Origin of the sequence: Pantoea sp. F_5 (assembly GCF_008631595.1) — a bacterium.
Lineage (GTDB): Bacteria > Pseudomonadota > Gammaproteobacteria > Enterobacterales > Enterobacteriaceae > Pantoea > Pantoea gossypiicola.
The window spans coordinates 1-13,245 of sequence record NZ_VWUO01000018.1 but is presented as its reverse complement, the minus strand read 5'-3'; the positions used below and the strand labels follow the sequence as shown (position 1 = coordinate 13,245).

Sequence of the window (13,245 nt, the reverse complement as noted above, 5' to 3'; positions counted from 1 at the left end):
TGGTTAGATGTGTTTTACCCATGGGCTGACGATCTATGGGAACAGGCAATTTTGTACATCGGAGGGCTTTCTTATGTCAGTTAAGAAACTCGAAGATGGACGCTATGAAGTGGATGTAAGACCACGGGGCCGCGATGGAAAGCGTATCCGTAGAAAATTTGACCGCAAAGCAGATGCGCATTCGTACGAACGCGGCATCGTTGCCAGATACCAGACGCATGAATTTCTCAACAAACCCGCAGATAAACGACGCATGAGCCAGTTCATAGAGCAGTGGTGGATGCTTCTGGGGCGAAACCTTCCCTATGCAAACCGGCGCTTAAGCGCAGTCCTGGGCATCTGTAGGGATATGCTCGATCCAATGATGTATCAGATTGATACTCGCGCGCTTGTTGAATATCGCTCATTACGTCTGGCTGCTGGCATTAAGGCTTCAACCATCAACCATGATTTATTCGCGCTGAGCGGCATATTTAAATCAATGGCTGATCTCGACGAGTTCCATTCTGAAAACCCCGTCCCACAACTACCTCCGCTAAGAGAAGTCCGCTCTGAAATGTCCTACCTGTCACAGGATGAGATCGACAAGCTGCTTTCATCCCTGAAAGGTGATTACTACAGAATCGCGGTGCTTTGTCTGGCAACAGGTGCAAGATGGGGTGAGGCATTCGGCCTTAAAGCTGAAAACATCGTTTATAACCGCGTTATGTTTTCCCATACCAAAAATGGCGAAAAGCGGGTTGTTCCTATTTCACCGGAAGTTGCTGAAATTGTTTTAAGCAAAAAATCGGGGCGGCTGTTTATCGTCAGCTATAGCCGGTTTCGAAAAATGCTTAAAGAGGCAAAGCCTAATTTGCCTGATGGTCAGGCGGCACACGCATTGCGCCATACTTTTGCCACGCACTTTATGATGAAGGGAGGGAATATAATCGCCTTACAGCGCATTCTGGGTCATTCCGATATTTCGCAGACGATGACTTATGCGCACTTTTCACCTGACTACCTTATGGACGCTGTCGCCTATAATCCATTGGCAACAATGTCCACAATGTGTCCACACTCGCGGGGAAAATCGGGGGGTGCGGGGGCTTAAAACGGTTGTAAAATGTTGATATTCCGTAGTCACTTAGGTGGCTACGGGGTATAAAATCCCACCATCAAGGGGAAGGTCAAGGGGACGAAAATGAACATCAGTGATGTGGCGAAAAAGACCGGGCTGACCAGCAAGGCGATTCGTTTCTACGAAGAGAAAGGGGTGGTGACACCGCCGTTGCGCAGTGAAAATGGTTACCGCCATTATGACGGTCACCATCTGGATGAACTGAACCTGTTACGTCAGGCGCGGCAGGTGGGCTTCACGCTGGATGAGTGCCGCGAACTGGTGGCACTGTTTAATAATCCGTCGCGACACAGTGCCGATGTAAAAGCGCGCACTCTGCAGAAAGCCGATGAAATTGCGGCGCACATTGAAGAGCTGCATGCCATGCGCGCTCGTCTGCTGGCGCTGGCGGCTGCCTGTCCGGGTGATGAGAGCGCAGAGTGCCCGATTATCAATAATCTGGCCGGGTGCTGCGGTCAGCGTGGCTGAATTCGCAGCGTAATCCCCTCAATGCCGACCACGACGACCGGCGTGCCGGCAGGCAGATCCTCATCCGCCTCGACCCGCCAGCTGCTGTCCCCGATGCGCACGTGTCCGGTGCGGTTATGCAGCGCGGTATCCAGCGTCAGCTGCAACCCGATCATCTGGCTGCCGCGCTGGTTCAGCGCATTGGGCGTCTGACGCGTTTCACGATGTCGCATCCAGCAATACCAGAGAAAGACGCAGACCAGCGTCAGCACGGCAAAGAGTGACCCCTGTGTCGTCCAGCTCACCGGCACCAGCCACTCAAAGAGGCCGACAATAACTGCTGCCAGCCCGCTCCATAGCAGATAACCGCTGGTGCCCAGCATCTCAGCCGCCAGCAGTAATCCACCCAGCGTCAGCCAGAACCAGTGCGGATGCGCGATGATTTCCATCAGCATCAGCGTTTCGACTCGGTACGCGATTCCTTCAGCAATTCGCCGATGCCCGCAATCGACCCCAGCAGACTGCTCGCTTCCAGCGGCATCATTACGACTTTGCTGTTAGTGCCTTCACCGATTTTTTGCAGCGCATCGGTGTACTTTTGCGCCACGAAGTAGTTGATAGCCTGAATATCACCCGCAGCAATCGCTTCCGAGACCATTTTAGTGGCGTTAGCTTCCGCTTCAGCCTGACGTTCACGGGCTTCTGCCTGCAGGAACGCAGAGGTACGTTCACCCTCCGCTTTGAGGATCTGCGACTGCTTCTCCCCTTCAGCGCGCAGGATAGCCGCCTGTCGTACCCCTTCAGCCGTCAGAATATCGGCGCGCTTGGTTCGCTCTGCTTTCATCTGGGCATTCATCGCGCCAACCAGCTCCTGTGGCGGACGCACATCGCGAATCTCGATGCGGGTGATCTTAACGCCCCACGGATTGGTCGCTTCATCCACGATATGCAGCAGGCGGGTGTTGATGCTGTCGCGCTGTGACAGCATTTCGTCCAGCTCCATGCTGCCCAGCACGGTACGCATATTGGTCATCGTGAGGTTCAGAATCGCCTGCTCAAGATTGCTGACTTCATAGGCGGCACGCGCCGGATCCACGACCTGAATAAAGCAGACCGCGTCGATGGTGACGTTGGCGTTGTCTTTGGAGATGATCTCCTGCGAGGGAATATCCAGTACCTGTTCCATCATGTTGATCTTGCGACCAATGCGATCCATGAATGGCACCACCAGGCTTAACCCTGGCTGTAGCGTGCGGGTATAACGGCCGAAGCGCTCAACCGTCCATTGAAAACCTTGTGGCACGATCTTGACGGTCGCCCAGACCGCCACCAGCGCCAGAATAATCAGGGCAGGAATGACAGTTATCATACAACCTCCGCATTGTCAGATTAACGGGCCGAGTCGCTTCGGCCCGTGGGTGTGCTGTTAGTACAGCAGGGAATAGAGCTGGCGACGATAACGCGCAGCCAGTGCATCACCGGTTCCCAGCGCCGCCAGAATCTCCTGCAGCATCTTACGCGCCTGGCCATCAGCGGCATTAAGATCGGATTTCAGGAAGCTGAACAGCAGTTCCAGTGCTTCTTCATTTCGACCCACCTGATGCAGCTGTAACGAGAGTTTAGCAGCCAGTCCGGCGTTAGTCGGGTCCGCTTCCAGCTCGGATTGCAGCTGTTGAATTTCCGGCGTATCCGCAGCCTGTTTCAGCAGATCGATCTGCGCCATCAGGCTCTGATAACGGGTATCCTGATCCTGCAGGGGCACGACTTTCAGTACCGCTTCCGCTTCATCGCTGCGGTTAAGGGTAATCAGCACGTCTGCCAGCAGGAAACCGATCTCACTGGACTGGTTGCTCAGCTGCCACGCATCTTTTAACAGCGGCAGCGCCTCCAGCGGTTTATCTTCCTGCATCAGCGCCATCGCCTGCTGCGCTTTCAGCTCTTCTTCACGCGGCAGGACTTTTTCCAGCAGGGCGCGAATCGCCTCTTCCGGCTGCGGTCCCTGGAAGCCATCAACCGGCTGACCATCCTGAAACAGGTAGACGGTTGGAATGGAACGCAGACCAAACTGCGACGCCACCCTTTGCTCTTTGTCGCAATCGAGTTTTGCGAGAATAAACTGACCTGCGTACTCCTGCGCCAGACGCTCTAGCACAGGTGTCAGCTCCTGACAGTGCTGGCTGCGCTCAGACCAGAAGTAGAACAGCACCGGCAGCTGCATCGACTGCTCAAGGGTCTGCTGCAGGTTAGATTCGTTGATGTCGATGATAGAAGCGTGTGGTGACATGGAGAAGTCTCTTTGCAAAAAGTGTTCTAAGAATATGGGGCCAACCGGCCCGGCTTCAAGCGCTATTGCGCATGGCTGATTAATGGCTGCGCAAAATGCGATCCAGCATCCAGCCTGGCAGTAACCGTTTCAGCAGGCTCATGACGTGTGCGACCAGCGTCACCGGATAGCGCAAACGTGGATGTTTACTCTCGAGTGCGTGACGAAGTTTAGGCAGAATGGCTTCCGCTGGCAGAGTAAAGCGTGCCGCGATACCCGGGTTACGCACCGGGTTATGCTGTTCACCCTGCGTCACATTGTCGGTAAAGCGGGTCTCAATCGGGCCGGGTTCAATCAGGCTGACCCGGATGCCGCTATTACGTACTTCGAGACGCAGCGCATCGCTCCAGGCTTCCAGCGCATATTTACTGGCGGCATAGGCACCCCGGCCAGGCGTGGAGATCAGGCCCAGCACCGAGCTGGTATTAACAATGCGTCCATCGCCGCTGGCCTGCAGCGCCGGTAACAGCCTGAGCGTCAGCTGATGGACGCCGAAAAAGTTGCTGGAAAACTGCTGCTCCAGCTGCTGACGTGAGAGTGTGTGCAGCGGGCCATACAGACCAAAACCGGCATTGTTAAACAGTGCAGCCAGACGGTTATCGCAGAGCGCGAGCACCGCATCCGCTGCCCGATCGACACTCTGCGGATCGTCGAGATCGAGCTGGATGCCCGTATAACCCAGCGTGTTCATGCGGGCGACATCGTCGGCTTTTCGGCAGGCGGCGATTACACGATAACCCCGCGCCAGCAGATCGTGCGCGGCGACCAGGCCAATACCGCTGGAACAACCTGTAATCAGAATGGTTTTTTGCATTTCTTTACCCTTTTTGCGCATCCAGGCGCGCTACGGCTGCTTAACTAAGGGAGCCAGTTCTTTTGCCATTAATCCGGCGATAAACGGCTGAGCATCAGGACTGGGATGAATGCCATCCTGTTGCATCCACTCGGGTTTCAGATAGACCTGCTCCATGAAAAAGGGCACCAGAGGAATATCATGCTGCTGTGCCAGGCCAGGATAGATGCCGCTGAACGCCTCGGTGTAGCGGCGGCCATAGTTGGCGGGCAGGCGGATCTGCATCAGCAGCGGCTTTGCATTGGCGGCTTTGATATCGTCGATCACTTTACTCAGATTCTGCGCGATAGCGTCAGGCGGAAAACCGCGCAGACCATCGTTACCGCCCAGTTCGATTAACACCCATTGCGGCTGATGCTGTTTTAATAGCGCAGGCAGACGCGCCAGTCCCTGTGCGGCAGTATCGCCGCTGATGCTGGCGTTGACCACTTTCGGTTTCTGCTGCCACTGCTTATCGAGCAGGCTGGGCCAGGCGGCGGTGGCAGACATCCGATAACCTGCACTCAGGCTGTCGCCCAGCACCATCAGGGTATCTGCAGCAGCAAGACGCGACACCATCAGAAGAATCAATAACAGGAAGGGATAATGCCAGCGGAAAACATTGTTGAAGTTCATCATCTTACTAAGTCCGTCGGTCAGGGAGAGCATCAGTTAACCATCCTTACCGGAGTTGAGTTGGTTGTCAAACCAGCCGAGACCATTGCGCTGATTGGCGAGTCCGGCTCCGGCAAGTCAACCCTGCTGGGAATCCTGGCCGGGCTGGACGATGGCAGCAGCGGCGAAGTTCATCTGCTGGGGCAGCCGCTGCACCAGATGAACGAAGAGCAGCGTGCGGCCCTGCGTGCCCGGCAGGTCGGCTTTGTGTTTCAGTCATTCATGCTGGTGCCGACCCTGAATGCGCTGGAGAATGTCCAGCTGCCATCACTCCTGCGCGGCGACAGCGACCGCCAGAGCCGCGAACAGGCACGGGAACTTTTGTCGCTGCTCGGGCTGGGTGAACGTCTGCATCATCTGCCCGCTCAGCTGTCAGGCGGCGAACAGCAGCGTGTCGCGCTGGCCCGCGCCTTCAGTGGTCGTCCGGGTCTGCTGTTTGCCGATGAGCCAACCGGCAACCTTGACCGCAAAACCGGTGATCGCATCGCCGATTTGCTCTTTTCCCTTAATCGCGACTTCGCCACCACGCTGATTCTGGTGACGCATGACGAGCAACTGGCGGCGCGCTGCGATCGTCGTCTGCGGCTGCGCGACGGAAAATTGTGGGAGGAGCAATGATCTGGCGCTGGTTCTGGCGCGAGTGGCGTTCGCCCTCGCTGCTGATTGTCTGGCTGGCCCTGACGCTGGCGGTGGCCTGCGTGCTGGCGCTGGGATCAATCAGCGATCGCATGGAAAAAGGGCTGAATCAGCAGAGCCGTGATTTTATGGCCGGTGACCGCACGTTGCGCAGCACTGATGCTGCGCCCGAAGCCTGGCTGGAAAAGGCGCGGGAAACCGGCCTGACGGTCAGCCGTCAGCTCACCTTCATGACCATGACCTTTGCGGATCAGTCACCGCAGCTCGCCTCCGTCAAAGCGGTAGATGACCGCTACCCGATGTTTGGCACGCTGCAGACGCAGCCGCCGGGGCTGAGACCGCAGGCAGGCACCGCGCTGGCGGCACCGCGCCTGATGGCGCTGCTGAACCTGAATGTGGGCGATACGCTGGAAGTCGGCGATACCCAGCTGCGCATCAGCGGGGAGGTCATTCAGGAGCCGGATGGCGGCTTTAACCCCTTTGAGATGGCACCACGTCTGCTGATCAATCTGGCGGATGCTGGCAAAACCGGTGCGATTCAGCCGGGCAGCCGTATTACCTGGCGCTATAAATTCTCCGGTAATTCTGAGCAACTGGCCCGCTATGACCGCTGGATTGAACCGCAACTGAAAGCGGACCAGCGCTGGATCAGCGTGGAGAACTCGGAAGATGCGCTGGGCCGTTCGATGCAGCGCGCGCAGCAGTTCCTGCTGCTCTCGGCCTTACTGACGCTGATGCTGGCAATTGCGGCCGTGGCGGTCGCCATGAGTCATTATTGCCGCAGCCGCTACGATCTGGTTGCGGTGCTGAAAACCCTGGGCGCGACGCAGGGCGCGTTGCAGCGTTTGATCATCGGTCAGTGGCTGGCGGTGTTGCTGCTGGCGGCGATTGCCGGAGGCGTTGTGGGGCAGGGCGTGGAAGCGATCCTGATGGCGATGCTGAAACCCGTATTGCCCGCCAGCTTACCGGCGGCCAGCGTCTGGCCGTGGATCTGGGCAGTGGGATCGCTGTTTGTGATTTCGCTGCTGGTGGGGCTGCGTCCCTATCGTCTGCTGCTGGCAACCCAGCCGCTGCGCGTACTGCGGCGCGATGCAGTGGCAAATCTCTGGCCACTGAAATTTTATATTCCGGTAATGATCGCGGTGGTCGTCACGCTGTTAGCGCTGCTGGTCGGTGGCAGTAAAATGCTCTGGGCGCTGCTGGCGGGTGTGGTGGTGCTGGCAGCATTACTGGCGTTACTCGGCTGGGGAACCCTGTTGCTGCTGCGTCGGCTGGTGGTGCGTAATCTGGCGCTGCGACTGGCGATCAACCGGCTACTGCGCCAGCCCGGTATGACGCTGAGCCAGCTCGCGGCCTTTTCCCTGTCGTTTATGCTGCTGGCGCTGCTGCTGGTGATGCGTGGCGATCTGCTGGATCGCTGGCAGCAGCAGTTACCGGCAGACAGCCCGAACTTCTTCCTGCTCAACATGACGGCGGATCAGGTGCCGCAGGTGCGCGATTTCCTGCAAGCGCACCAGATTAAGCCCGAAACTTTCTATCCGATTGCGCGGGTGCGGCTTAGCGAACTCAACGGTAAACCGGCCGATCCGAAACTGGATAATGCCCTTAACCGCGAGCTTAACCTGACAGAGCTGGCGGACCGCCCGGATCACAACCCGCTGGTAGCTGGCAGCTGGCCGCCGAAGGCCGGTGAAGTGTCGATGGAGGTGGAACTGGCGGAGCGTCTGGGGCTGAAGCTCGGCGATACCCTGACGTTCGACGGCGATACGCAGACGTTCAGCGCCCGTATTACCAGCCTGCGTAAAGTGGACTGGGAAAGTCTGAAGCCGAACTTCTTCTTTATCTTCCCGCCGGGCGCGCTCGACAGCCAGCCCCAGACCTGGCTCACCAGCTTCCGCATGGAGGCCAATCCTGCTCTGCTGGCGCAGCTGAACCGCGCCTTTCCCACGCTGAGTCTGCTGGATATCGGCAGCATTATGCGGCAGATCGGTCAGGTACTGACGCAGGTCAGCCAGGCGCTGGAGATCATGGTGGTGCTGGTCACGGCCTGCGGTGTGTTGCTGCTGCTGGCGCAGATTCAGGTCGGGATGCGCCAGCGCCGGCAGGAGTTGGTGGTCTATCGCACGCTGGGTGCCGGTAAACGCCTGCTGCGCACCACGCTGTGGTGCGAGTTTGCGCTGCTCGGCGTGGTTTCAGGTGTGGCGGCGGCCATAGGCGCGGAGGCGGCGCTGTGGGGATTACAGACGAAGATTTTCGACTTCCCCTGGCAGCCGGACTGGACATTGTGGCTGGCGTTGCCGTTGTGTGGCGCGCTGCTGCTGTCGCTGTGCGGCGGCTGGCTGGGGATCCGGTTACTGAAAGGAAAGGCGCTGTTCAGGAAGTTTGATGCGGCGTAAAGCAGGGCTGAAATAAGGCGGCACCAGGCCGCCTTTGACCTTCATTCAGACCGCACCCGTAATCCGCAAGCGGGTTACGGGAAACTACAGCTTTTCAACGGCCCAGGCGATGCCGCTGGCGTACTCTTCCGGTAGCTGAGGGACCAGCGCATTCAGCGTCGCTTTCAGCCGCTCTGCATCGCTGTCGGTCAGATTGAGGTGACCCACCTTACGACCCGGACGCACCTCTTTGTCATACCAGTGCAGATGCACCAGCGGCTGTTGCAGCCAGCTGAGATTCACGGCAGTGCCGATCAGATTGACCATCACCGACGGCGCAAACACCACCGGCTGCGGCAATGCCAGCCCAAGAATGGCGCGCAGATGCAGCTCAAACTGGCTGATCGACGCACCGTTCTGCGTCCAGTGACCACTGTTGTGCACACGCGGTGCTAATTCATTGATCAGCAACCCGGCAGGCGTCACGAAACACTCCATCGCCATCACGCCCACGTAATTCAACACCTGCATGATCGCGCTCAGCATCGTTTCGGCCTGCTGCTGCTGTGCCGGATCCGCCTGCGGCAGTGCCACGCTGGTGCGCAGAATGCCGTCCTGATGCAGGTTATGCGTCAGCGGATAGAACACGACGTTGCCATCGTGACCGCGCGCGCCGACCAGTGACACTTCCCCGGAAAAGTTGATGCCCTGCTCAACGATACATTCGCCATAGCACGCATCCGGCAGCTGGTGCGTTTCATCAGCACGCAGACGCCACTGACCCCGTCCGTCATACCCCCCCGTGCGGCTTTTCACAATTGCCAGCTCGCCCAGTGAATCAAACACCGCTGGCCATTCGCTCTTGTCCGCCAGCCACTGCCACGGCGCGGTGGCCAGTCCCAGCTGATCCAGCAGCTGTTTCTGCGTCAGGCGATCGGCCAGACGTGGGAAAATATCACGATTAACAAAAGCCGGATGGCTCGCCAGTTCCCGCGTCAGCGCCGTTTCCGGCCAGCGCTCGATTTCGGCGGTGATCACGCTGTCGGCGATAGGAAGCGCGGCAGGGTCGGCGTCCAGACCCACCGGATAGACCGCAATACCCAGCGGTTCACCCGCCTGACGCAGCATACGACCTAACTGGCCGTTGCCCAGTATGCAGACCGGCTTCATGCATCCACCCGCGGATCGGGATGGTTCAGCACCTCATCGGTCTGACTCTGACGCCAGGTATTCAGACGTGACGCCAGCGCGCTGTCATGCAGCGCCAGAATCTGCGCGGCCAGCAGGGCGGCATTAGCTGCACCCGCTTTACCAATTGCCAGCGTACCGACCGGAATACCGCGCGGCATCTGCACAATCGAATAGAGGCTATCGACACCGCTCAGTGCCGCACTCTGCACCGGCACACCCAGCACCGGCACCAGGGTTTTTGCTGCCAGCATTCCCGGCAGATGCGCCGCGCCACCTGCGCCAGCAATAATCACCTGATAACCGTTGTCCGCTGCCGTTTCGGCGAAGCTGAACAGTTTATCCGGGGTGCGGTGCGCAGAGACCACTTCAACATGAAAAGGGACGTCCAGGCTGGTGAGGATTTCAGCGGCGAACTGCATGGTGGCCCAGTCACTTCTGGAACCCATAACAATGGCGATGCGGGCCGGGGCGTTGGATGACATGCGGTCAACTCCTGTGAATAAACAAACAGACCTGGCCGGGCGGACAGGTTTTGAAGGGCACCGAGAATAGCATGACAAAGACGCAAGGAAAACGGTTGCGTCGGCCGGATGTCGTGGATTTAACCGGCGATCAGAAGTCGAAATCGATAAGCTGAATGCCGCTGGCGTCGAGCTGAATCATCGAGCCACGGCTGTGCCAGGCACCCAGCACCGCGCGTTGCGCCGTTTCACCCTGCAGGCTCAGCGTATGGATTGCCGGGCGGTGGGTGTGGCCGTGGATCAACAACGGCACCTGCTGGCGCAGCATCGCGGCGGCCACAGCATCCTGATTCACATCCATAATGGTCTGAGATTTGTGCTGGTTAGCCTGTTTGCTGTCGGCGCGCATCCGGGCGGCAATGCGTTTACGTATCCATAGTGGCAGCGCCAGGAAGAGTCGCTGGATCCACGGATTGTGCACTTTGGCGCGAAAACGCAGATAACCGGCGTCATCGGTACAGAGCGTATCGCCGTGCATGATCAGCAGTCGATGGCCATACAGCGTCAGCACCTGTTCTTCGGGCAGCAGCGTCATCCCGCTGGCGCGCGCAAAGCGTCGGCCCACCAGGAAGTCGCGATTGCCGTGAATAAAGTAAACCGGAACCGGCAGGGCGCGCAGGGCGCTGGCAATCTGCTGATGCAGTGGATTGGGATCGTCGTCACCAATCCAGGCTTCAAACAGATCGCCGAGGATATAGAGCGCGTCGCAGTGGGGCGCTTCGCGCTGTAAAAAATGCAGAAAACCGGCGGTAATCGCCGGTTCTTCCTGACACAGATGGAGATCTGCGATAAACAGCGTGCGGGACATTACTCGCTGACGGTCACTTTCTGGATAACGACGTCATCTTTTGGCACATCCTGGTGCATGCCGCTGCGGCCGGTAGAAACGGCTTTGATCTTCTCGACCACGTCCATGCCTTCAACCACTTCTGCGAATACACAGTAGCCCCAGCCCTGAACGCTTTCGTCACGGAAGTTCAGGAAGTCGTTGTCAGCCACGTTGATGAAAAACTGCGCGGTAGCAGAGTGAGGCGCAGAGGTACGTGCCATTGCCAGCGTACCTTTGGTGTTCTTCAGACCGTTATTCGCTTCGTTCTGGATTTCATCTTTGGTTGCTTTCTGCTTCATGCCCGGCTCGAAGCCGCCGCCCTGAATCATAAAGCCGTTGATGACGCGGTGGAAAATGGTGTTGTCGTAAAAACCTTCACGGCAGTAATCCAGGAAGTTCTGTACGGTTGCCGGCGCTTTATCATCGAAAGTTTTGATTACGATATCGCCATGGTTCGTCTGGAAAGTTACCATTTTTGTTGTCCTGTAAAGGTTGTGATCAGTTGCCGGGATCGCGCTGTTAACTGGCGTACCCCTTTTAGTCGACCGTTCTTATATCATAATTTCCAATGACGCGTCAGCAGCACGGCGCAGTTGGCTTGCTTTGCGTCGCGCGAGCGATAAAAATACGGCACAATGTCTGGATACTTAAAAAAGCCAACCACACGCGAAAACGGAACCGTTCAATGCTTAAGATTTATAACACCCTGAGTCGACAGAAAGAGGAATTCAAACCCATTCATGCCGGTAAAATCGGGATGTATGTTTGCGGCATCACGGTGTATGACCTCTGTCACATTGGTCATGGGCGGACGTTCGTGGCGTTTGACGTGGTGGCGCGCTATCTGCGTTACCTCGGTTATCAGCTTAACTATGTACGTAACATCACCGATATTGATGACAAAATCATCAAACGCGCCAATGAAAACGGCGAGAGCATCGAAACGCTGACCAACCGTATGATTGGCGAGATGCACAACGACTTCGCTGCGCTGGGCATTCTGCCACCTGACGAGGAACCGCGCGCCACCCGCCACATCGCAGAAATCATCGAGCTGGTGGAAACGCTGATCGCTCGCGGTCATGCCTATGTGGCAGACAACGGTGACGTAATGTTTGATGTGCTGAGCGACACCGATTATGGCGCGCTGTCGCGTCAGGATCTGGAGCAGCTGCAGGCGGGCGCACGCGTTGAAGTCGCCGACGTGAAGCGCAATCCCATGGACTTCGTGCTGTGGAAGATGTCCAAAGCGGATGAGCCCGCCTGGTCATCACCGTGGGGCAACGGCCGTCCTGGCTGGCACATCGAGTGCTCGGCGATGAACTGCAAACAGCTGGGCACCCATTTCGATATCCACGGCGGTGGTTCAGACCTGATGTTCCCGCACCATGAAAACGAAATCGCCCAGTCGAGCTGCGCTCATGACGGTCCGTACGTTAACTACTGGATGCACTCCGGCATGGTGATGGTAGACCGCGAAAAGATGTCGAAATCGCTCGGCAACTTCTTCACCGTGCGAGACGTGCTGCAACATTATGATGCGGAGACCGTGCGTTACTTCCTGATGTCCGGTCACTATCGCAGCCAGCTTAACTACGGCGAAGATAATCTGAATCAGGCGCGTGCGGCGCTGGAACGTCTCTATACCGCGCTGCGTCACACCGACAGCAGCGTGCCAGCGCACGGCGGCGAAGCGTTTGAAGCGCGTTTCCGCAGTGCGATGGATGATGATTTCAACACCCCGGAAGCCTATTCAGTGCTGTTCGATATGGCGCGTGAAGTGAACCGCCTGAAAAGTGAGGACGGCGCGTCAGCACATGGTCTGGCGTCGAAGCTGCGCGAGATGGCTAACGTGCTGGGCATCCTGCAGCAGGATCCTGAGCTGTTTCTGCAAAGCGGCGCGCAGGTGAATGACGAAGAGGTTGCCGAGATCGAACATTGGGTGAAGGCCCGTGCCGATGCGCGGGCAGCCAAAGCCTGGGCGGAAGCGGACATCGCGCGTGACAAGCTTAACGCGCTGGGGGTCATCGTCGAGGATGGACCACAGGGCTCCAGCTGGCGTCGAAAATAAACCGGAGAGGGCGAGCAATCGCCCTTTTTTATTGCCAACTTAAAACCACGTCCTATGGACGTGGTTATCGCCTCGGTTCTGGCTCTGCCTGTAAAGACCTGCCCATGTCAAACTCCTCATCTGTTGTCCCCACAACTGATAAGGAAATTCAACATGAGCAGGTTTCAAAAAGCTTCCCACGTGCTGTGGCATTGTCAATACCATATAGTCTGGACGCCAAAGTGT

14 protein-coding genes are annotated in these 13,245 nt (G+C 57.5%); 5 read left to right on the top strand and 9 right to left on the bottom strand.

All coding sequences use genetic code 11. The annotated features are described in order from the left end of the window. The first annotated feature begins 73 nt into the window (after window positions 1-73). Both F3I44_RS19340 and cueR read left to right on the top strand, forming a co-directional pair. Complete coding sequence (locus tag F3I44_RS19340; RefSeq protein ID WP_150015615.1) at window positions 74-1,093, top strand: tyrosine-type recombinase/integrase; 1,020 nt, start codon at window positions 74-76, stop codon at window positions 1,091-1,093. Between the two features lie 90 nt (window positions 1,094-1,183). Further along, on the top strand, window positions 1,184-1,588 hold the full coding sequence (gene cueR, locus F3I44_RS19335; protein WP_150015616.1) for a Cu(I)-responsive transcriptional regulator: 405 nt from the start codon (window positions 1,184-1,186) through the stop codon (window positions 1,586-1,588). Here the strand turns inward: cueR and F3I44_RS19330 are convergent. From F3I44_RS19330 to tesA, 5 genes are all read right to left on the bottom strand, one after another. Continuing rightward, window positions 1,576-2,022 (bottom strand): NfeD family protein, encoded by a 447-nt coding sequence (locus F3I44_RS19330; RefSeq protein WP_150015617.1) that lies wholly within the window; start codon window positions 2,020-2,022, stop codon window positions 1,576-1,578. The genes cueR and F3I44_RS19330 overlap by 13 nt on opposite strands. Continuing rightward, window positions 2,022-2,936 (bottom strand): SPFH domain-containing protein, encoded by a 915-nt coding sequence (locus F3I44_RS19325; RefSeq protein ID WP_150015618.1) that lies wholly within the window; start codon window positions 2,934-2,936, stop codon window positions 2,022-2,024. The genes F3I44_RS19330 and F3I44_RS19325 overlap by 1 nt, the downstream gene beginning before the upstream one ends. 57 nt (window positions 2,937-2,993) lie before the next feature. After that, window positions 2,994-3,851, bottom strand: a complete 858-nt coding sequence (locus F3I44_RS19320) for a co-chaperone YbbN (protein WP_150015619.1) — start codon at window positions 3,849-3,851, stop codon at window positions 2,994-2,996. A 79-nt stretch (window positions 3,852-3,930) separates the two neighbouring features. Further along, window positions 3,931-4,704 carry an SDR family oxidoreductase gene (locus F3I44_RS19315; RefSeq protein ID WP_150015620.1) on the bottom strand — a complete coding sequence of 258 codons (774 nt, stop codon included), beginning with the start codon at window positions 4,702-4,704 and terminating at the stop codon, window positions 3,931-3,933. 30 nt (window positions 4,705-4,734) lie between these two features. After that, on the bottom strand, window positions 4,735-5,361 hold the full coding sequence (gene tesA, locus F3I44_RS19310; protein ID WP_150019523.1) for a multifunctional acyl-CoA thioesterase I/protease I/lysophospholipase L1: 627 nt from the start codon (window positions 5,359-5,361) through the stop codon (window positions 4,735-4,737). On the opposite strand from tesA, the gene ybbA reads away from it, so the two are divergent. Beyond that, window positions 5,329-6,015: a putative ABC transporter ATP-binding protein YbbA gene (gene ybbA, locus F3I44_RS19305; protein WP_150015622.1), complete on the top strand. Its 687-nt coding sequence runs from the start codon at window positions 5,329-5,331 to the stop codon at window positions 6,013-6,015. The genes tesA and ybbA overlap by 33 nt on opposite strands. Then, entirely contained in the window at window positions 6,012-8,429 is a 2,418-nt protein-coding gene (gene ybbP / locus F3I44_RS19300) for a putative ABC transporter permease subunit YbbP (RefSeq protein WP_150015623.1), read from the top strand. Before ybbA ends, ybbP begins: the two co-directional genes overlap by 4 nt. 84 nt (window positions 8,430-8,513) lie before the next feature. Here ybbP and purK read toward each other — a convergent pair whose 3' ends face one another. The 4 genes from purK to ppiB form a co-directional block, all read right to left on the bottom strand. Further along, a complete protein-coding gene (gene purK / locus F3I44_RS19295) occupies window positions 8,514-9,578 on the bottom strand; it encodes a 5-(carboxyamino)imidazole ribonucleotide synthase (protein ID WP_150015624.1) in 1,065 nt (354 codons plus the stop codon). Continuing rightward, a complete protein-coding gene (purE, locus tag F3I44_RS19290; RefSeq protein ID WP_150015625.1) occupies window positions 9,575-10,081 on the bottom strand; it encodes a 5-(carboxyamino)imidazole ribonucleotide mutase in 507 nt (168 codons plus the stop codon). The genes purK and purE overlap by 4 nt, the downstream gene beginning before the upstream one ends. Before the next feature lie 130 nt (window positions 10,082-10,211). Beyond that, window positions 10,212-10,928 carry a UDP-2,3-diacylglucosamine diphosphatase gene (gene lpxH / locus F3I44_RS19285; RefSeq protein ID WP_150015626.1) on the bottom strand — a complete coding sequence of 239 codons (717 nt, stop codon included), beginning with the start codon at window positions 10,926-10,928 and terminating at the stop codon, window positions 10,212-10,214. After that, window positions 10,928-11,422 carry a peptidylprolyl isomerase B gene (gene ppiB, locus F3I44_RS19280; RefSeq protein ID WP_013357047.1) on the bottom strand — a complete coding sequence of 165 codons (495 nt, stop codon included), beginning with the start codon at window positions 11,420-11,422 and terminating at the stop codon, window positions 10,928-10,930. Before ppiB ends, lpxH begins: the two co-directional genes overlap by 1 nt. A gap of 212 nt (window positions 11,423-11,634) precedes the next feature. Between ppiB and cysS the strand changes: the two genes are divergently transcribed. Beyond that, window positions 11,635-13,020 carry a cysteine--tRNA ligase gene (gene cysS, locus F3I44_RS19275; protein WP_110331480.1) on the top strand — a complete coding sequence of 462 codons (1,386 nt, stop codon included), beginning with the start codon at window positions 11,635-11,637 and terminating at the stop codon, window positions 13,018-13,020. The last annotated feature ends 225 nt before the right edge of the window (window positions 13,021-13,245 follow it).

Bases quoted from the DNA above. Each gene is read 5' to 3' on its own strand.
- F3I44_RS19340 (WP_150015615.1), top strand. From the start codon at position 74: ATGTCAGTTAAGAAACTCGAAGATGGACGCTATGAAGTGGATGTAAGA.
- cueR (WP_150015616.1), top strand. From the start codon at position 1,184: ATGAACATCAGTGATGTGGCGAAAAAGACCGGGCTGACCAGCAAGGCG.
- F3I44_RS19330 (WP_150015617.1), bottom strand. From the start codon at position 2,022: ATGCTGATGGAAATCATCGCGCATCCGCACTGGTTCTGGCTGACGCTG.
- F3I44_RS19325 (WP_150015618.1), bottom strand. From the start codon at position 2,936: ATGATAACTGTCATTCCTGCCCTGATTATTCTGGCGCTGGTGGCGGTC.
- F3I44_RS19320 (WP_150015619.1), bottom strand. From the start codon at position 3,851: ATGTCACCACACGCTTCTATCATCGACATCAACGAATCTAACCTGCAG.
- F3I44_RS19315 (WP_150015620.1), bottom strand. From the start codon at position 4,704: ATGCAAAAAACCATTCTGATTACAGGTTGTTCCAGCGGTATTGGCCTG.
- ybbA (WP_150015622.1), top strand. From the start codon at position 5,329: ATGCCAGCGGAAAACATTGTTGAAGTTCATCATCTTACTAAGTCCGTC.
- tesA (WP_150019523.1), bottom strand. From the start codon at position 5,361: ATGATGAACTTCAACAATGTTTTCCGCTGGCATTATCCCTTCCTGTTA.
- ybbP (WP_150015623.1), top strand. From the start codon at position 6,012: ATGATCTGGCGCTGGTTCTGGCGCGAGTGGCGTTCGCCCTCGCTGCTG.
- purK (WP_150015624.1), bottom strand. From the start codon at position 9,578: ATGAAGCCGGTCTGCATACTGGGCAACGGCCAGTTAGGTCGTATGCTG.
- purE (WP_150015625.1), bottom strand. From the start codon at position 10,081: ATGTCATCCAACGCCCCGGCCCGCATCGCCATTGTTATGGGTTCCAGA.
- lpxH (WP_150015626.1), bottom strand. From the start codon at position 10,928: ATGTCCCGCACGCTGTTTATCGCAGATCTCCATCTGTGTCAGGAAGAA.
- ppiB (WP_013357047.1), bottom strand. From the start codon at position 11,422: ATGGTAACTTTCCAGACGAACCATGGCGATATCGTAATCAAAACTTTC.
- cysS (WP_110331480.1), top strand. From the start codon at position 11,635: ATGCTTAAGATTTATAACACCCTGAGTCGACAGAAAGAGGAATTCAAA.